Genomic DNA, 19,933 nt, shown 5'->3' on the forward strand with positions numbered 1-19,933 from the left:
CACTTGGTGTGTACACTACTCATCTATCTGCGACTCGCCCATTTAATTTTACGTGCAACTTCCACTCGCTGTAATTGTAAGAGACCGATCCGTTCCTCGAACTTCTTGCGTTCGTCCATGGAATGAGCGGCATGAATCTGGTGGCACAGACCTGTCAGTTTGCTGTTGATGTAATCAAACCGTGTCCATAGTTCCTCTTCGGGTGTGCGTTGTTGCTCCGTCGCCGTCTGAAATATTTTGAGTTGGCGGATAAGGGATTGTTGCCATTCCTGATCCTGAATTTGGATGGCAAAATGCAAAAGATCCAGATAGTCATCAATTTGCAACGAAACGCCGCAATCAGATTTAGTGTTCATCGTCGTCTCTCCTTATTTCAGTACTTGGCTGGAATCCATTACTTCTATCTTACAGGAACAAGCCCACTGAAAGCGAGTACTGAACGATTAAATTTCGGGAAAATTTTTATTTTTTTATGTTAAAACAGCTTTACATTTCCATTAAGACCAATTTGGCAGGATATTGATATTGGTACATATGAAATTGGTAATAAAAATCCGCGTTAAGGAAAAAAGTTCTTTCCTCAAAACGGATTTTTCATCATTTTATATATAATATTAACACATATCAAATTAGTCATTTTTTCCATCTCGCTGCTGTCTGGTCATCAGTAACATGAGAAATGAGATGATAATAATGGAAACAGTCCATGCCCAAGCCATGGTCTGATTGCCCGAATCCACAGCGACATAGATTGCCGTGGGTACCGTTTGTGTTTTGCCCGGAATATTGCCTGCAATCATCAGTGTCGCTCCGAATTCGCCGAGTGCCCGGGCAAAGCCCAGGATGAAGGCGGTCATCAATGCTCTGCCTGCGAGCGGCAAGGAAATGTAACGAAAGACCTGCCATTCATTTGCCCCAATCGAACGACCCGCATCCTCCAGATCACGATCCACACCACTGAATCCCGATTTCATCGTCTGATACACGAGTGGAAAAGCAACCACCACCGAAGCAATCACCGCAGCCCACCAGGTGAAAATAACCGGTGCGGAGAATATGGCTTCAATCCATTGTCCAAACAGACTTTTACGCCCCAGTATGACAAGTAACAGAAATCCAACCACCGTCGGAGGAAGGACTAGCGGCAGCATAAATGCCGTTTCCAGCAGAATCTTTCCCCGAAATGAAGAACGTGACATCTTCCAGGCTATCGCAATTCCGAGCACAGTGGCCACTACGCTGGATAATAACGCTACCTGAAGTGACAAACGCACCGGTGACCAGAATACGGACCAGTCTATGGCGTTCACATTCATTTCGGAATTGTGAATCCGTATCTAGCGAAGATATCGAGCACTTCAGGGGTTTGTAAATACGCATAAAATTGTTCGGCCTCTGTACGGTGTTTGGTTCCTTCAATAATGCCTATTGGATAATTGGCTGGTGTGTAGCTGTTCTTGTCCACCTCAAACGCAATTTTCACCTGATCCGAAGTAAGAGCATCCGTTTTATATACAAATCCTGCATCTGCATTACCTGTCTCTACATATTGAAGAACCTGTCTAACGTCTTTCCCCTGCACAAGCTTGCTTTCCAGTTCATCCCACAGCTTGGCATTGGTCAGAGCTTCCTTGGCATAGGTTCCCGCAGGAACACTTTCCGGAATCCCAATGGCTACCGTCTTGATGGAGTCGCTGGTGAGATCCGTTTCACTGGTTACTGTGTGGGTCCCATCTGCTGGCACTATGGCCACCAGTGAATTCTGTAGCAGATTCTTCTGATCGCCCGATGCAATCAGGTTTTCATCCACTAGCGCATTCATATTTTTTGTTGCCGCCGATACAAAGACATCAGCCGGGGCACCCTGTTCAATCTGCTGTTGCAAGGCACCCGAGGCCCCAAAGTTAAAATTAAGTTCTATATAAGGATTAGCTAACTCATAATTGGTTTCAATCTCTTTCATCGCATCGGTCAGACTTGCTGCCGCAGAGATTGTCAGATCTACCGTTTCCTGCGGATCGTTATTTCCTCCTGATGAACTTTCACCTGATGCCGCTGGCGTTGAGGTTGTTTGTTCTGCACCTGTGGATGTATCCGTAGTGCCCGTGCTTGCGCCGCAACCAGCCAATACAAGAGCCAGTCCCAGTGACATACTTCCCAACACATATCCGATTCTCTTTCTCATTCATTTCTCCCCCAACGTTATCTTTAGATATAACTAGTTATAATTGATTATATCTAATTATACACAAGACAAAAAAAATGGGAAGGTGATTAAGATCACATTTGATTTTTGTTATCTGTCCTATGCGTTTATTGCGTGTTCTCAGGTTTATGGCATCCCTCAATTAATGATATAGTACAAGAAACATTCATAATAAAACCATCATTGCTCTATACCTTTGAAGGAGGATCTTCACTTATGACGGAGGAGCAATCCTACACAACCGAAGAAATATCCAAGCTACTCAAAATATCGAAACTGACGGTCTATGACCTAATCAAAAAAGGAGACCTCGTCGCATACCGTGTGGGCAAACAGATGCGAATTGATGCAACCGATCTGGAGGCATATAAACGTCGCTCCAAGCAACTTCAGTCCTCAGGTCAACGTATCCCGACTTCTCATCAGACCTCGAAATCAGGGACTCAGCCAGGTCAGGGTGATTTTCAGGGAACTTCCTTACAATTGACTACACCCGTTGGGTCTGCGCAAGCGATTACTCCAGCGAGTTCTGCTCATGCAATGACTACTGTACCACGGCATCTGGTCATAACAGGTCAGGATGTCAGTCTGGATATTCTAATGCGCCATATGGAAAAACAAACCCTGGACATTCGTCCGCTACGTTCGTTCATGGGAAGTCTGGATGGGCTTATCTCGATGTATCGCGGTGAGTCCGATCTGGTCAGCACCCATCTACTCGACGGAGATACCGATGAGTATAATCTGCCGTATATTCGCAAAATTCTGACAGGACGGTCCTATGTTGTGGTGAACCTGCTATCACGTCCTGCCGGACTGTACGTACAGCGTGGCAATCCACAGAACTTGCAGAATTGGACCGATCTGAGCAAGCCTGAACTGAGACTAGCTAATCGGGAGAAAGGTTCTGGCGCGAGAGTATTGCTGGATGAGCAACTTCGGCTGCATGGGATTCCTGCCGCAGGTCTGATCGGATATGAAACCGAGGAAACCAGTCACATGGGCGTGGCTGCCAAAGTCAGTTCAGGCGAAGCTGATGTCGGAGTTGGCATTGAGAAGGCTGCACGACTTGTGGGACAGGTTGATTTTATCCCGCTCATTCAGGAACGTTATGATCTGGTCATGCTGAGGAAGCAAGGTAATGAAGCTTGGACAGAATCTGTACTGCGAATTCTCCAATCGCCGGAGTTCAGGCAGGAACTGCAATCATTCGAGGGATATGATGTATCCCGAACAGGTGAGATTTTGTACGAAGCATAATTATGTACAATACAGTCCATGACAGAAAAAGGGCAGCCCATGCTAAACGTATGTTAAACATCACATCATGCATATACAAAACGCCTTGCAATAGCTGCAAGGCGTTTTTGGTGTTTCTTTCTATATATAACGCATGATATGGATGAATGGATTCCTTATTGCGGCAAATCGATCTCAAAGATGAATACACCATACGCGGACATGTTGATTTCATTCTGCATTGTTGTACCCGATAGTAACTCTTTTGCTTCTTTCTTAAGCTTGATGGCCGCTTGTTGATCCGAGTAGTTGAGTAAAAATACATAAGCTTTGTCCTCACCAGAACGGATACCAAGTTCAACCTCAGACGGTACCTCAACCAGGTCATCCACAGGTGACGATAGCCCTATTTCATCTAGAATAGCATCTACAACCGGTTCATTGTAAGCCGCTCCGTAATACCATACCTGCCCCTGACCTACCTCACGTTTGGTCAAAACAGGGCTACCTGCATAGTATTCGGATGTATACTCGGCTACGACTTGTACGTCGGGATGCTCCACATGAAGAACTTCGTTAAACCCGGCCGTTGGCGTTCCCTCCTGAAGCCGCTCACTCGTCCCATTCCATTGCAGCTCGGCTGCGGGAACGGTTCCTTTGATTAAGGTAAAGTCCTCTACGGTTACACCACACAACTCAGCGACAGCCCCAGGGAACGGTCTCATATAACAATGCCCCCTGAGATCCTTATATCCAGTGCGCGCACCGAAAAACAGAGTGCCTCCTTGACTGACATAGGCTTGCAGAAGTTCTGCTGTCTCGTCTGTCATGATGGCCGGGTGAGCATAGATAATCACCTTATATTCGGATAACTCTTCCAGTGTTGTCGTTGGTTGCAGTGTAACCATGTCCGTCGGAATATGACGATACTGGAGCTGTTTATACCAGGAGCGAACACTCTGTTGCTGAAGCGGACCGTGCCATTCGTCCAACTCTCCGTCCCACAGGTTATCGTAATCCTGTAGGATCGCAACATCGGCTTGATATGTAGTGCCCGCAATAACACGCCCGATCTTGGCAAACTCTTCCCCTACTTGTGCAACCTCGCGTACTCTTCTGTTGGGTTGATTATGGTAATCATTGATGCCATGCCAGTACATCTCGGTGCCAAATGTTGCTGTCCGCCAGCGGAAGTAGACGAGCAGATCTGTTCCGTGAAGAACAGATTGATATGACCATAATCGGATCTGCCCCGGTCTCGGAGTTCCCATGCCTATACTGTTGGCCCAGACTGTTGTTCCATGACGCAGAAGTTCGGTGACATATTGCGTACGTTGGACAGTTTCATGCTCCAGGCCCGATCTTGTAATGCGTTATCGTCTGTCCCTGGGAAGATCGTGGCAAACTGCGGATACGAATCATAGGAGAAGAAATCCAACAGCTCTTCTGTCATTTCATGATTATCCAAATGTCCAAACGTACCATTTGTTGTGATCCAATGTTTCGGATCCAGTTCCCGAATGATGTCCACCTGGAGCTTGGCAAATGAAATCGTATTGGCTGAAATGAATCTCTTTTCATCTAATCCCAAATGAGGATTTGGCGATTGGCTGACCATATTTCGGGTAAGGTGAACTTGCTCCCAGTCGGTATAGGTCTGACTCCAGAAAACGGTTCCCCAAGCCTGGTTCAGATTCTCCAACGATTCATAACGATTCTTAAGCCATTCACGGAAGGCGACATGGTCAGCCTCAGCATAGAAAACATCCATATGACAATTGAATTCGTTATCTATCTGCCATCCAATGAGAGACGGATGATCTTTATAGGCAATCACCATATTGCGTACAATTTTTTCACATTGCTGTCTGAAGATTGGGCTGCTGTAGTTGGTATGACGCCGCATTCCGTGTTGATACAACACCCCGTCCTTATTTGCGTTTAATACTTCAGGATATTTGGATGTTAACCACGCTGGTGGAGTTGCAGTAGGTGTTCCCAAAATAACACTTAAACCGTATTGATGCGCCAGATCCAGTGCCTTCTGGAAAAAACTAAAATCGAACTGGTCTTCTTCCGGTTCAAAGATGGACCATGCAAATTCAGCCATCCGAATAACTGTGATATTCATCTCTTTCATTCTACGGAAATCGTCCTCCCACAACGCGTCCGACCAGTGCTCAGGGTAATAACAGACCCCCATTTTTAATTCATCCATTTGGATTGATTTTGCCACCTTTAATTGCCCCCTTAACCTGCCATATTGCCTCCATTCTATTGGAACCTTCACATATAATAAATGACAAGATTATGCGACTTATAATAAAATATTGTCATTGTCCAAGATTCAAATAACAGTAGGCTGAATCTATTTCAGTTCACTACATAAAAATATTGCGTTCAAATGGAGGATGCACGTGAAAGAACACATCTTTCTCCCCAAGCCGGTTTTCCCCAGACATGTATGCTTTCCCGATTTTATTGGAGGGTACAGTGACTTTCCGAAACATTATGTGAATCGGGAATATCGAACGAAAGATATCAACTTGGATCATTGCTATAATTTGCACCTTGTACTTGAAGGTAAAGGATTCCTGGACACGGGAACCACTCGTTATGAGCTAACACGAGGGCAGGGATTCCTCTACGGTCCCGGTCTCAGACAAACCTACTATTCAGATTTGGATGACCCTTGGAGTATTCGTTGGATTCACTTCTACGGTATTCGTCTCGAAGAACTGTTAAATGGAAAAGGCGTTGACGAGCCCTGGCTGTTTCAATGTTCCAACTTTCCGGTGGTTACCGCGCTCATGGATCGATTGCTGGAGCTAGGCAGAGGCTATCAGGTGGAGGACGAGCACAGTGTGGCAGCAACATTATATGAACTTCTGACCCGATTGCAATCCGCAGCGAGTCAAATCAATGTTTCTTTAAATCACACTTCAGAGCGAATTCGTGAAGCAGGGAATTATATTCGTTCCCATAGTAACGAGCACATCACACTTGATCACGCTGCCGGAATTGCCGGATACAGTACAACATACTTTAGCCGCAAGTTCAGTCAGACGTTTGGCATCTCCTTCCCGGAATTCCTCTTGGAATCCAGGCTACTACATGCGAAACAGCTGCTCGCCACAACCAACCTTTCCATTAAACAAATTACACTGGAAACGGGATTTTCACAGTCAAGCTACTTCATCCGCTGTTTTAAAACCCAGGAAAACGTAACACCTATGCAATTTCGAATGATGCACAATCATTCGTTATAGTCATATGTTCCTTGAACAAGCTGATGCAAAAAAAGACTCTGCATATAATATGCAGAGTCTTCTTCGTTCATTTTTTATATAAGTTCATTTGTATCTTCGTCCTCGTCAACCTCACGTACGCCAGAACAGTCCGGCCTCATCCCGTTCAACCTGCTCGAGCACATTCTCAAAATCGGAACAAGGTGTAATAACATCTACCGGATTCCAGCTGCTCTGTTCATCTCTGGCATACACTTTCCACTGATTTTCTTCCCAGTAAAATCGGGCAATATGCATCTTATCCCATTGATACCGTTCAGTGGCGCAGGTACCTTCTCGTGAATATATCCGTTCATTACGGACTGAATTCTTCGTAACGTAAACAAGTCCAACATGAAGATGCACATCCTTTCAGCAAAATACCACCTCTGTTCTACGCACCACATGCAGCTCCAAGCACACAACAACCTGCCTCCATGCAAAGGTGGTCAGCCACATCCCTTGATCATTTTACCAGCTGGATTTTGTTACACCAGGAATCTGTCCTTGATGAGCCAGTTCTCTGAACTTAATTCGAGACACCTTGAACTTGCGTAGATAACCCCGCGGGCGACCTGTCACTTCGCAACGGTTCTTTAGTCTGGTCGGAGATGCATTTCGCGGCAATTTTTGCAATGCCTCGTAATCCCCTTTCTCCTTCAATTCCCGGCGCAGGTCCGCATATTTTGCCACGATCGCCTGACGTTGCTTCTCACGTACCACTTTTGATTTTTTAGCCATGAAATACAGCTCCTTTATCCATTAAATTTATGTTTAGAACATTAACTTCCGAGTTATACGGCTTCCACAGGCCATGGCAGTGGATTGTCGAAATGGCCCCAGTCGCCCAGCATTTCTTCGTCACTGAGCAGGCACAGGTCTAGCTCATCTTCAATGCTCGCACGCTCCATTTCGATCCCAATCATGACAAGCTCCGTCTGACGATCTCCCCACTGGGCATCCCATTTCTCCAGAACATCCGGCTCGTTACGTAAAATCTCTTCTTTGTCCGCTTCCGGCAACGCCGCGACCCAATGTCCCGCAGGACCGAACTGAATGGAGGGCCCTGCCTGACTGAGGCTTGCAGCAACGTCTCCTTCAGCCGCGAGCCATACCAAACCTTTGGCACGTACCACTTCTTCCGGCCAGTAACTCATGAATTCAGCCAGACGGGAAGGATGGAATGGCTTTCTACGGCGATAGACAAAGGAACCAATACCATATTCCTCGGTTTCCGGTGTATGCGACTCCTTCTCCAGCTCCTGAATCCACCCAGCGGACATGCTCATTTTCTCAAAATCAAAGCGGCCTGTATTCAGAATCTCGGACGGATTCACCTGTCCGTTCTCGGTCCGAATGATCTTGGCGTTAGGCTGTAACTTACGGATGACCCCTTCGAGCTTGTTCAGCTCGGTGTCATCGACCAGATCACATTTGTTCAGCAGCAGCACATCACAGGTTTCGATCTGATCGATCAACAAGTCTACAACGTCACGGTTATCCTCATCTCCAGTCGCCTGATTACGATCCAGAAGACTCTGTCCTGATCCAAAATCATGCCAGAATCGATTGGTATCCACCACCGTTACCAGACAATCCAATCGGGCCAGGCGAGTAAGATCAATACCCGACTCCTCATCGGCGTATGTAAAGGTCTGTGCAACTGGAACAGGTTCACTGATGCCGGTGGATTCGATCAAAATATAGTCATACTTGCCTTCGTTCACCAGCTTCTCAATCTCCTGCATCAGATCATCCCGCAAGGTGCAGCAGATACAGCCGTTCGACAACTCCACCAGCTTCTCTTCGGTTCGAGACAAGGTTGCCTCCCCCTTAACCAGCGCTGCATCAATATTGACCTCACTCATGTCGTTAACGATTACGGCAACCTTAAGCCCTTGTCTGTTGTTCAACACGTGATTCAAAACCGTCGTTTTCCCTGAACCGAGGTAACCACTCAGTACGGTTACCGGAACTTGCTTTTGTGTCATAGAAATCCACTCCTTATATGTGCAGTCTGTGTAATTCGGACTTTAATAGTAATTATTACGATTAACAACAATGACTATAATCCTGTTAGACGGTCATTGTCAAACTATTTTTGATTTCAACCTGCAAAAAAACAAAAAAAGGCTGATGACCGCCCCTTACACTTTCGCATCCTGAGGATACGTTTTGGCAAGAAGTGAGTCATAAACCTCCTCTGTAAATGTTCTTTAGTTCAATTTATATAGCCACCCCAGATCTGGCCTTATTACCCGCTTCCATCCGATGCCTGAACACCAACACCAGTACCATCGCTGCAATAGACAGCAACGTGCAGATCATAAACATGGTGGAATACGAACTCATTTGCACAATGAGCCCCATTGCCAGTCCACCCAGAGAGAATCCGAGGTCATACGAGGACATGAAAATCCCCATGAGTACATATCTGGAATCCGCAGGCAACACAAAAGACAGATATGTGGTTAATGTCGGGTACAACAGTGCCAGGGCAAAACCGCTGAACACTGCGGAGAGATACACCAATGGCCCGATGATCTCCATTAAGCTGAGTAACTGGGTTCCCAGTGCTGCACACAGCATTAACCCTGCCATCAGCCAGGTATTCCAGCTACCGTCGGACGGAATTTTTTTGCGCAAAATAAACCTGCACAGGATTACAACTAATCCCTGAATCGTCAAAAATACGCCTGCACTCGCCATTCCGGTGGATACCATATACAGAGGAAGAAAGGTCGCTGTCGCCCCAAAGACGCAGGACGCAAACAACATCACCACACTGCTGATCAGCAGCGGTGTACTGCGCCAGATGCCGCCGAATGAACGAAACATGTCACCCAAGGTGTACGATTTGTTCTGCACGGTACTCCGCGGCAGATCCACATTATATCCAATCAGAAGTGGCAGCGCCGCCAGTCCGATCATCAGCAGCGTAAACGCCAGATCACTGGCATTTTCCCAGATTTGTATGGCAAGGATCGGAATGACCAGAGAAGGAACCATCGTAAAAAGGGTGTACATGGACAGCCCTTGTGCCCGGTCTTTGTCCTCCAGCTTTTCCACAATGCCTGCCTGCATCGTCATGGAGAAAAAGGCCGTAGCCACCCCTTGCAGGGCTCGCAACCACAGATACGTCTCCACACCAAAAACAACAAATAACAGCAACGTGCCCGCATGTAATAGCAATAACCATTGCATCACTCGGAGTGGCCCATGCTTACCCAGCAGTTGTGCTGCAAAAGGTCTCAAGAGCATACAGGTGAACATATATGCCCCCATCATCAGACCAATCTCAGCCTGGTTCAATCCGGCGGCTTCGCTTCGCAAAGGCAGAATAATCGTCAAAGCTGAATTCGCTGCAAAAAATAAAAAGGCCAGCATATAAAACCGTATAAACGAAAAGGATACCGGATTTAATTTCCCATTGGATGTTGCCGTCATTGAAGACTTCAAACGTTCGTCACCACTTTCTCTTCTGGCAGTCAACTCACAGATGTACCTGTAACGGGTCTCCGCCGTTCATAGGCAAAAACGATCATTACCGCTCCTAGGATAGCACAGATCATGTACATAAATGAATAGGAAGAGAAGTCAGCGACGGGACCCATAATCACACCACCCAGAGAAATCCCCAGATCCGCCATCGCGATAAATAACCCAATCAGGACGTTCCGGTTCAGCTTAGGCAAGACAAAAGATAAATAGGTCGTGAGTGTCGGATACAGGATCGCCTGACCGATTCCCATGAATACAGCGCCCACATAGAAAAAGACTACCCCGCCTGTCACGGCAAAACTGACACATTGCGCAGCTACGGCGAGCAGACACATGGTGCCCATGATGAAAGGAGAATGCCAACTGCCATCGGACGGAATCCTTTTTCGAAGCATAATTCGAGCCAGCACCACCGTTCCTGCCTGAAGCATCAGATATACGCCGGCATTCCCATTTGGTACTTGGCTCGCATACAGCGGAATAAAGGTGGTAATCGCGCCAAATACAACGGAAGCGGCGAGCATTAACACACTGCAACGAAATAAATGTGGATTCTTCACCAACTGACCAAAGGATTCCCACATGCTCACGTTCTGCTCCGAAAGATTCTCAGCAGGTTGCTCCTTGTTTGGTTCCATTTTGGCGGTATATCCGAAAACGCCAGTACAGATGGCAATGCCGATCAGAACCACTGTAAAGTAATCCATGCCACCCGTCTGCCAGATTCCTAACGCGATAACTGGCCCCACGATCCCCGGTATATAACTGAACAGCGAATAATACGAAATCCCCTGTGACCGATCTTTCTCCGGAAGTGCATCAATAATGCCAATCTGCAAGGCCATGGAGAAAAACGCTGTCGATACACCTTGTAAAATACGAGCAACCAAATAACCTCCGAGTCCCGTAAAGGTATATAAAATCAGCGCAAATCCATTGATGATCAGAATCAAACGCAATATTTTGATCGGACCGTGCTTTTGAATAATCCGACCTGCCCAGGGTCTGAAAAACATCGTTGTGAACATATAAGCGCCCATGATCAGTCCGATTGTTGTACCGCTCGCACCCAAGGACTCCCCTTGCAATGGGATGATCACGTTAAGAATGGCATTGGCACTGAAATATAGAAGAACCAGTATGTACAAGCGCAGAAAAGGCCAAGACATCGCTCCACTCACAATGGGTATTCCCCCTAAAATGGTATTAAATGCTTCAATAATTTCTTCGCATAGTCTGACTGAACATCCTTTAGCTGCTCAATAGGAACAATCTCTTCAATCTGACCCTCTCTGAAAATGATAACCCTGTCACAGATATAAGCTGCCGCTTGTATATCATGTGTGATAAAGACATAGCTCAGCTTGTAAATTTCCTTCAGCTCTTTCAACAATTGCAGTACCTGGATCTGAACAGACACGTCCAGTGAACTGATCGCTTCATCAAACACAATGCATTTAGGGGCGGTGGAGATGGCCCTGGCTATGCACACTCTCTGAGCCTCCCCGCCGGATAGTTCATGCGGATATTTGGATCTATAAGAAGGGTCCAGACCAACTTGGTTCAGCAACAGATCTACCTTCTCTGAGTTTCCCTGATGCTTTCGCAGTTTTTGCTGTGCTTGCATCGATTCCGTAATGGCAGCTTCCACGGTAAGAAATGGATTGATGGATGACGTATAATTTTGAAAAACGGCGCTGAGGTTACCCATCCATACACGTCGATCCTGTACGTCTTTACCATCCAGCGAGATCGTTCCACGATCCGGGCGTTCAATGCCCAGAATCAGACGGCCCAACGTAGATTTACCGCTTCCGCTTTCACCGATGATACCGAGACACTCGCCCTTCTGGCATTCAAAGGTAACCTGTTTCAAAACTTGTTGTTTGTGCTTGGAGAACAGTCCGCCTTGGTTATATGATTTTTCGATACCTTCCACCTTTAGCATCTATGACTCCCCCTGCATCAACGCCTTAAAATGATTGCTCAGCTCCAGTCGGGTAGAGACCAGATACTGCGTATAGGCATGCTTCGGCTCTGTCAAAACAGAATGCATGCTGCCGCGCTCTACGATCTCGCCGTCTTTCATGACCATCACGTCATCTGCAATCTTCTGGACAACGCCGAGATCATGGGAGATGAATATCATGGAACAGCCCATGCGTTCACGTAATTGAATCAATTGCTCCACCACTTCATATTGAGAGATCGTATCCAGTGCCGTTGTTGGCTCATCCGCAATAATCAGATCAGGCTCCAGCACCAATGCCAGTGCAATCATGATTCGTTGCAGCATCCCACCGGACAGCTGATGTGGATATTGATTCAGAATCTCGCGCGGATGTCTGAGCATGACGCTTTCCATGGCATTGATGATTTTCAATTCAATCTCGCGGGTGTTCCAGCCAAAATGCTGCTGAAGCGTCTCCCGAATATGAACACCAATGACACAGGAAGGATCAAATGCACTCATGCCATTCTGCAAAATCATACATAGATGCTTGCCCCGCTTACGCCGCATCTCCGGTTCCGAAATCCGGTTCAGGTCTTCGCCCTGGAATAACATCGTGCCCGATTGGCGAATCCATGGCTTGTTCAATCGCATGAGAGCTCTGCACGTAACGGATTTACCGCTACCACTTTCCCCTACAATGGCCATACAGCTTCCCTGCTTAACTTCAAATGAACTGTCATGAATGATCACTTTGCCTGTATTGGTATCCCATACCTTCAAATGTTCAACCTCGACTATATTCATAAGCGGTCTTTCTCACCTCACTTTCGTAAGACTTGTCAGACTTACCTTGAGAGGTCATCAATTTGGGGTCCAGAGCCACCTGAAGGGCATCCGATAGAAAATTAAAAGCAGACACGACCACCACAATGGCCAGGCCCGGTGCCAACATCAATTCCGGTCTGGAGAACATCACTTCCTTCGCCTCATTGAGCATCATGCCCCACTCCGCATGCGGAGCCTGAATGCCAAGCCCCAGAAAGGAAAGGCCGGAGATCTGCAACATCATCGAACACATGGAACCACTAGCAATGACAGCAATATCGGCAAAAGTAACCGGAACAATATGTTTGGTTATGATTCTCATATTAGGCATGCCGGAGGCTTTAGCGAATTTCACATAATCCATATCGGAGAATTGCATCACAGATGTTCGAATAACGCGGGCAAACCAGGCCCATTTCATCCACACAAAGGCAATCAAAATGTTCTCCAGTCCTGCACCCAAAATGCCAACCACCGCCAGTGTCATCACGTATCCGGGAAAAGACAGCATAATATCACAGACTCTCATAATCCATGCATCCACTTTCCCCTTGAAGTAACCCGCGACAAATCCAACAATAGCCCCGATCAGAACAGATAGACTGAGTGCAACCAGCACCCATAACACACTTGGACGGATACCATAGATAAGCCGGGATAGTACACATCTGCCCAGATGATCATTGCCTAATAGATACTCCCAAGACGAAGAGGCGTATCGAAGCTTCATATTCACTTGTCCAGGATCATGCGGCGCAATAAGCGGAGCCAAAATGCCCGCCATAAGCGTAGCGATAATCACCACCAAAGAGGTCATCGCAAGCTTGTCTTTGCTCAGATTTTTCAGTATTCGCATCAGAATTCCTTTCTCAACCGGGGATTCATCGCCGCATTAATGATGTCGGATATCGTGTTAAACAACACAAAGGTGACAGCCAACATCAGAACATACGCCTGAATAATCGGAAAATCCCTGCTTAAAATGGATTTCACGCTGAGCCTCCCGAGCCCCGGCCAGGCAAATACATTTTCAATGACTACCGTACTGCCCAACACGATCGGGATCGCCATGCAAAAGATGGACACGGCCACCTGTAATGAATTTCTTAGAATATGCAGGGTAACTTTCTTCTCGCTCAGACCACTTGCCCGTGCATATAACACATAGTCCTCATTCATATTGCTCAGCATGGAACTTCGAACCGTTCGGAAATAAATGCCTGTATAACTCACCGTGATCACAATCACCGGAAGAATGTAGCTTCGATACGAGTCCATACCACTGGTAGGCAGCAGATCCAGCTTGACGGAAAAATACCAGATCATAATAGCTGCAAGCCAGTAGGATGGCATGGCCGTAAGGAAAAATGATACGCCTCTGACCGATCGATCCAGCAGCTTGCCTTCTCTCATGGCACAGATCACTCCGAGCAGAATGGACAGCGCAATAATAAATACCGATGAGACGAGCGTTAACTTCAATGTGTTCATAAAAGCCGGCCCCATCAAAGTCCACACGGGTTCACCCGATACATATGAGTTGCCGAAGTCCAACTGCAAAACAGCCATAATCCAGTTCGCATACTGGATCATGAACGGCTGATCGAATCCCAACGCTTTATTCGTTTGGGCGATCAGTTCATCCGTGATCTGCGGAACTTCCTGTGCCTGTAACACAACAACCGCCGGGTCCAAGGGAGATAGATTAATCAGAACGAACGTTATAAATGAAATGATAATCAGTAAAGGGATGGCTAACAGAATCCTTTTGATGATATAACTTCCCATATCCATCTCCGCTCTATTTAAAATTCATTTTTTCAAAAGGTAGTTCATATTGGGTCTGCTTGAATGAGATTCCATTAAGATTCTCGGGAGCGACTACGGTAACACGTCCGTTGGTAATCGGGATGAAGACTGCTTCATCATGGACAATCTTCATAATGTCGGCATATAGGGATCGGCGTGAAGCCTCATCCGTGGAGAACATAACCGCATCAATTTTTTTGTACAATTCATCTGCTTGGGCAATTCCGCTTGTTGTATGCTTGTATGCCGAATCTGATGTAAATGCAGCAATGGTACTCTGTGGATCATAAGCCAGTCCCCAGGTTTGATTAAAGAGCAGATCATATTCCCCGGTGGCTCTCCGATTCGCAATGGAAGTGGATTCTTCGCCCACGATTTCAAGCTGAACACCCAATTCTTTCATGGAATACTGGATCAATTCGGCCTGTATTTTCTGTGAAGACGAGTTGCTGTCATAGTAGAGATTCGTGGCTAAAGGCTGACCGTTCTTCGTTCTCACCACTTTACCGTCTGCCAATGTCCAGCCTGCTTGGTCCAGAAGATTTTTAGCTAATTCCGGATCATACTCCCGTTTCTTAAGATCCACCTTGGCGTAATTGACATTGGCTGAAAATAGCGTGTCCGCTACAGTCTGCGTTCCGTTGAAAATATCTTTACTGATCGTTTCCCGATCAATGCCAACCCATAACGCTTCCCGCACTGCCGTTTCCTGAACTGGACTATTCTCGCGACTGCTATTGGCTACGATCATATTGGTATTCATCGCTTCACTTCGAACCACTTGATAACCACCGGATTCAGCCAATTGGTCCATGGCTTCGACATCGATACTATCTGCTCCCCGGTCATCGGTGAACACAAAGTTGATCTCTCCTTTTTGCAATGCCAGGAATGTCGTTTCACCTGCGGGAAGAACCTTGGATGTGATTTTCTTGATTGCAGGTGCACCACCCCAATAGTCTTCATTGGCTTCAAACGTGGCATTCTCTTCGACTTTATGAGCTGTAAGCTTGTAAGGTCCTGTGCCGTGGAAACCACTCACTCCGTCTTTGGTTCCGCCATCATTGAAATCCTTGGGTGATATGAAGACGTAAGGTCTTGTCATGGACAATTCCACCATTGCGGGATAATAGGCTTCCGACAGCGTCAGCTCCACCGTGTGTTCATCGATAACCGTTACACTTGTGATTTTGGTAGACAGCTTGATCCAGGCATGTTTTTCGGCATTCGCCTGTACTTCATCGATATTTTGTTTAACCGCCTCTGCGTTGAACGGCTCTCCATCATGGAATTTCACATCTTGTCGCAGATGAAAGGTATAGGTCTTGCCATCCTCGGAAATATCCCATGATTCCGCCAGCAATGGCTTGATTCCGTCAGGCGTGTTTTCCACCAGAGACTCATATACCATTCCTTGTGCAGGCATGGAGCCTGTATACAGATGTGGGTTCATATCATTAATATCTTTGGCAGAAGCATAGATAAGTTCTGTTTGTACCTGGCTATTAACAGGCTCCGTTTGGGCGCTCTCTTTCTCTTTTGTGCTCTGTCCGCATCCGGCGAGCAGCGCAATGGCAGACACCAGCAATAGTATAGATGTAAAAGTAAGACGCTTTTTCACAACATTTCCTCCTGATGATTAAGTTACAAGCAGACCTTGTAGGTTACATCAGACCACTCCGATTGCAGTACCATCTTCCGATCGCTGTTATCCCCAGATTTTTTTGATTCTCTTTTCCAAAGAGAAAATCCGGTGATAAATGCGAACGCTTCGCTTCTTCAGATTGGTTCTGCACTCTCCGTTATGATGTAAACATCAGGTTCAACTTGATTAATTTGAGATGTAATTAACCCTATTACTCAAAGTCCGGTGCAGATCATGCGGATATCCTCTTCAAAGGATTGGATTGAAAAGGCGCTGGACAAGCGCTGATCCGGGTGTGCGTCAGCCACTTCCTGAAGCTTCGCTTCAAATCTGGCGATAAATTGATCAATCGTTGGACAGCTCACATCGAGGTGTCTGGCAATGCCCTGAATGATTTTGATGCGGTAGTAATCTTCTTTGGGCATACGGGGAATATCCAACTCCCCTTCGCGGTTCATGAACGTTTTACGGAATGGGACTGCTGAAAAGTCGAAATATTTCCCTTCCGAGTCGGGTTCCGAGAATGGATCAATCAATAATGAGGTGTACCGTATGTATAATAAATACTCTTGATGAATGACCTGCAGCTGATTGAAATTCTCGATATCCTGGCGTGATATACTCTCTAATCGAACCGGATAGTTGTCATCCGTCATGAATTGGAGCAGGTTGACTCCCTGAATATCAAGTCGGTTCGTAATATTCATAATCTCCTGCCACTGTGCCCGCATTTCCCGTATCAAAATTTGTGTAATCGGACCTTCAGGATACATCTTGTATACGTATTTCTGAGTATCTGGAGCTCCAAAGATAGCTTCTAATGAGAAGTCATTCATGAACAAGGGTGGATGAACGTACAACGAGATATTTCTCGTTTCCGCCTCCAGTGGGGATCGCATCACATCCAGCGCAACACCCAAACGCTCATAACCTTGGCGTAGCTTACTCACCTGTTCAGACGGGTAAAGAGTGGAACCGATATAAACCTTTTTCTTAACCCCTGTAGTAATCACATGATTTGACGGATGTTCGTGCATCCAACGGGTATCTCCAAGGTAGGTAGAGAAACTGATCACTTCCGGCTCCACATTCCGCTCTCTCATGTAATGGGTCACAAGTCGATTCGACCCAAACGTTGGAGAAATCAAAATGATACATTTCAGTTGTTTGATGAATTCATCATTCATTTGTTCCAGTACATCGATATACGCATCGGTGGTAACCGCCAAAATGAGTGTATCCCATTCACCATCAATGGTGTCATATCCCTTGAACACATGATCAACGTAACACTCACCTGCGAGCGATTGATGTTTCTCATTTTGAATGCTGACCTGAATACGTTGATTGCTCTCTTCGAGGGCTGAGAATACGGATGCTGAACGAACCGATTGTCTCCCCGCAATGCCTATACAGCAGTTGAGATCATCTTTGAGCGTTACCGCAAGCTGAATGGATGCAGGTCCGGTTCCGAGTATCAGGATTCGCTGAAGATTGCTCATATAAGCCTCCTTAATTCAATGTTCAATCTGTAATCCATTTGGACGCACTTGGATGCACTTGCATACCTATGCTTTTTGATACAACGCAATATCAAACACATCATCCGGGCGCAGGATCGTATCCACCAGCTTCCATTTGCTGCTGTCCGTCTCTCTCATAGGATAATTGAACAAGGACTTCAACTGATCACCGTATCTCATGGCTACAACCACCTGTGCATTCGTCAGGGCATGCAGTTGATCAAGCAGCTCATATTTAGGGGCCACCGTAGAGCTGAAAATGATATGGGTTGCTTCCCTGGTATAATCCAGATCCTCAAGCAATGTTGACTCCAAACGAATCTTCAAGTCCGTTCCCAGTGTCTCCACTACTTTTCGCCCGAGTGTAATGGACTCTTCGTCAATATCGATCCCGACAACCTGTGCACCTGTTCGCTTGGCGATGAGTAATGGTGTCATGGGGAAGGAACCGGAGCCTACCAACAATACGTTGGAATCGGAGGTGACATGGAAGCTGCCGAATTCTTTATCGATACACTCTTCTATATTTTTGAAATAATCGGCAATCTGAACATCCCCGTTTTCTAACTTTAATGCACGATATTTCTCCATGATCGCCACACACTGGGCGGATTTATTTCTTAACTGCCATACAAGCGAATCCAGTTCTTCCAGCTCCGAATGCTCCAACTGTTCCCAGGCTGCCTTATTGTCCTGATCAGTCACAAAGCGGGAATAGTCATTGATCACAGCCTCCAGCTCTGCACTATGCTGAATCGTATGATCATACTTGCTCGCGAGCTTATCGAATTTCTCTGCAAATTCACTCAAACATGTCTGAAAATGGACCAATGTGATCATTTCTTTTCCCCCTATACGTTGTCTCGATCATGTATCATGTACCTCATGCGTTTACAACGCTCCATTCTGCTGGAGCATCTATGAAGGCTTTGCCCTGAGCCACGATGCCAACAGATCCCTCAATCGTAATACTCCCAAGTTCTGCGCCATTCCACTGGGCTACCACTTTGATCGCACCACCAGGCTGCTTGATGTACTGCGTAATCTGCCCCTGCTGGCTCCATGCGAGATACGCTCCGACGGAGGCCGTACCCGAACCACACCCTCTCTCCCAGATCAGACTATCCAGCTCCGGAACATAGATGAGTGGGGCCATTTCTTCCAAGTGTGATTGATATAACAAGATACCGATCAGCTTATCTCCCAGGGTTAGTCCCAGTAACCTTGCAAGGGTCTGTGCCCTCTTCTTCATCGTATCGTCAAAGTCATCGACTTCGATCACGATATGGATGAACTCAGCGTACCGGATGATCACCATATCGAGTTCGATGCCTTCGTATCGGATTGTTCGTTGTTCGATCTGCTTTGGTATCGGCATGGTTACCTGACAGTCATATTCGTTCTGCTGTTTCTTCACATGGCACATGATCAATTGATCGGTTCCGGAAACCTCCAGCATGATATCCATAAACTCCTGTTGTTCCAGTTCTGCTTCAGATGCGTGGTGTGCTGCAAGTGCCATACAGGCATTGCCACAGAACTCTCCTCCGGCCATTTCCAGACGGGCCACAGCTTCCGGTCTCCTCGTTGGTTCAATGAATCCCACTTGTTCAGCGTAAACGTTATCATACGACATTAGACGAGTTGCAATATGATTGTATTGCTCGGCTGCATGATCCGTTTTAACCAGAATCGTCATGTTTTGAGTGGGACTGAACTTGATAAAATCGATCTCCTGTTTCATCGCAGCGACTACTCCTGTTCTTCTTTTTTATCTAATAGTAATTATTACGATTAAAGGTCGAGAAAAATATAGCACATCTTTTTGGGGAGCGTCAACAAATATTTCCATTTAAAAAAAATAAAATTTCATAATACCTTTAGCTGCACCTCCTGTAAGAAAACCCAAACAGAGCTGACGCTTCTGCGCCAGCCCCAGCCATA

General features: G+C 46.4%; 18 protein-coding genes and 1 pseudogene. 2 read left to right on the forward strand and 17 right to left on the reverse strand.

Features of this window, described 5'->3' with window-relative positions:
* Positions 1-23: 23 nt before the first annotated feature.
* From MHI48_RS24655 to modA, 3 genes are all read right to left on the reverse strand, one after another.
* Positions 24-356, reverse strand: coding sequence for a hypothetical protein (locus tag MHI48_RS24655; RefSeq protein WP_017692504.1), 333 nt, complete (start codon positions 354-356; stop codon positions 24-26).
* 273 nt (positions 357-629) lie between these two features.
* A complete protein-coding gene (gene modB / locus MHI48_RS24660) occupies positions 630-1,316 on the reverse strand; it encodes a molybdate ABC transporter permease subunit (protein WP_083669918.1) in 687 nt (228 codons plus the stop codon).
* On the reverse strand, positions 1,313-2,185 hold the full coding sequence (gene modA, locus MHI48_RS24665; RefSeq protein ID WP_076329038.1) for a molybdate ABC transporter substrate-binding protein: 873 nt from the start codon (positions 2,183-2,185) through the stop codon (positions 1,313-1,315). Before modA ends, modB begins: the two co-directional genes overlap by 4 nt.
* A gap of 237 nt (positions 2,186-2,422) precedes the next feature.
* Between modA and MHI48_RS24670 the strand changes: the two genes are divergently transcribed.
* Positions 2,423-3,466 carry a helix-turn-helix transcriptional regulator gene (locus tag MHI48_RS24670; RefSeq protein ID WP_076329037.1) on the forward strand — a complete coding sequence of 348 codons (1,044 nt, stop codon included), beginning with the start codon at positions 2,423-2,425 and terminating at the stop codon, positions 3,464-3,466.
* Between the two features lie 155 nt (positions 3,467-3,621).
* Here MHI48_RS24670 and MHI48_RS24675 read toward each other — a convergent pair.
* Positions 3,622-5,681 (reverse strand): annotated as a pseudogene (locus tag MHI48_RS24675) (beta-galactosidase).
* 175 nt (positions 5,682-5,856) lie between these two features.
* Here MHI48_RS24675 and MHI48_RS24680 point away from each other — a divergent pair.
* Positions 5,857-6,714 (forward strand): AraC family transcriptional regulator, encoded by an 858-nt coding sequence (locus tag MHI48_RS24680; protein ID WP_076319765.1) that lies wholly within the window; start codon positions 5,857-5,859, stop codon positions 6,712-6,714.
* Positions 6,715-6,825: 111 nt separating this feature from the next.
* On the opposite strand, the gene MHI48_RS24685 is transcribed toward MHI48_RS24680, so the two are convergent.
* The 13 genes from MHI48_RS24685 to MHI48_RS24745 all read right to left on the reverse strand — a co-directional run bounded on the left by MHI48_RS24685 (position 6,826) and on the right by MHI48_RS24745 (position 19,733).
* Positions 6,826-6,990: a DUF3024 domain-containing protein gene (locus tag MHI48_RS24685; protein ID WP_340964206.1), complete on the reverse strand. Its 165-nt coding sequence runs from the start codon at positions 6,988-6,990 to the stop codon at positions 6,826-6,828.
* Between the two features lie 213 nt (positions 6,991-7,203).
* Positions 7,204-7,473 (reverse strand): 30S ribosomal protein S14, encoded by a 270-nt coding sequence (rpsN, locus tag MHI48_RS24690; RefSeq protein WP_036605831.1) that lies wholly within the window; start codon positions 7,471-7,473, stop codon positions 7,204-7,206.
* A 53-nt stretch (positions 7,474-7,526) separates the two neighbouring features.
* The gene (locus MHI48_RS24695) at positions 7,527-8,723 is read right to left on the reverse strand and encodes a GTP-binding protein (protein ID WP_076329034.1); all 1,197 of its coding nucleotides are present in this window, start codon (positions 8,721-8,723) and stop codon (positions 7,527-7,529) included.
* A 235-nt stretch (positions 8,724-8,958) separates the two neighbouring features.
* The gene (cntE, locus tag MHI48_RS24700; protein WP_405142074.1) at positions 8,959-10,224 is read right to left on the reverse strand and encodes a staphylopine family metallophore export MFS transporter CntE; all 1,266 of its coding nucleotides are present in this window, start codon (positions 10,222-10,224) and stop codon (positions 8,959-8,961) included.
* Complete coding sequence (gene cntE, locus MHI48_RS24705; RefSeq protein ID WP_076329032.1) at positions 10,221-11,414, reverse strand: staphylopine family metallophore export MFS transporter CntE; 1,194 nt, start codon at positions 11,412-11,414, stop codon at positions 10,221-10,223. The genes cntE (MHI48_RS24700) and cntE (MHI48_RS24705) overlap by 4 nt, the downstream gene beginning before the upstream one ends.
* Before the next feature lie 14 nt (positions 11,415-11,428).
* Positions 11,429-12,181 (reverse strand): ABC transporter ATP-binding protein, encoded by a 753-nt coding sequence (locus MHI48_RS24710; RefSeq protein ID WP_405142077.1) that lies wholly within the window; start codon positions 12,179-12,181, stop codon positions 11,429-11,431.
* Positions 12,182-12,991, reverse strand: coding sequence for a staphylopine uptake ABC transporter ATP-binding protein CntD (gene cntD, locus MHI48_RS24715; protein ID WP_339195307.1), 810 nt, complete (start codon positions 12,989-12,991; stop codon positions 12,182-12,184).
* On the reverse strand, positions 12,972-13,868 hold the full coding sequence (cntC, locus tag MHI48_RS24720) for a staphylopine uptake ABC transporter permease subunit CntC (RefSeq protein WP_339195310.1): 897 nt from the start codon (positions 13,866-13,868) through the stop codon (positions 12,972-12,974). Before cntC ends, cntD begins: the two co-directional genes overlap by 20 nt.
* Positions 13,868-14,800: a nickel/cobalt ABC transporter permease gene (gene opp1B, locus MHI48_RS24725; protein ID WP_339195312.1), complete on the reverse strand. Its 933-nt coding sequence runs from the start codon at positions 14,798-14,800 to the stop codon at positions 13,868-13,870. Before opp1B ends, cntC begins: the two co-directional genes overlap by 1 nt.
* Before the next feature lie 13 nt (positions 14,801-14,813).
* On the reverse strand, positions 14,814-16,442 hold the full coding sequence (gene cntA, locus MHI48_RS24730; protein ID WP_405142080.1) for a staphylopine-dependent metal ABC transporter substrate-binding lipoprotein: 1,629 nt from the start codon (positions 16,440-16,442) through the stop codon (positions 14,814-14,816).
* 239 nt (positions 16,443-16,681) lie between these two features.
* Complete coding sequence (locus MHI48_RS24735) at positions 16,682-17,968, reverse strand: opine metallophore biosynthesis dehydrogenase (RefSeq protein ID WP_339195315.1); 1,287 nt, start codon at positions 17,966-17,968, stop codon at positions 16,682-16,684.
* Positions 17,969-18,034: 66 nt separating this feature from the next.
* The gene (locus tag MHI48_RS24740; RefSeq protein WP_339195317.1) at positions 18,035-18,829 is read right to left on the reverse strand and encodes an SAM-dependent methyltransferase; all 795 of its coding nucleotides are present in this window, start codon (positions 18,827-18,829) and stop codon (positions 18,035-18,037) included.
* Between the two features lie 43 nt (positions 18,830-18,872).
* Complete coding sequence (locus MHI48_RS24745) at positions 18,873-19,733, reverse strand: diaminopimelate epimerase (protein ID WP_339195319.1); 861 nt, start codon at positions 19,731-19,733, stop codon at positions 18,873-18,875.
* Positions 19,734-19,933: the final 200 nt, after the last annotated feature.

The sequence above is a fragment of the Paenibacillus sp. FSL H7-0942 genome (assembly GCF_045040715.1).
GTDB lineage: Bacteria > Bacillota > Bacilli > Paenibacillales > Paenibacillaceae > Paenibacillus > Paenibacillus amylolyticus.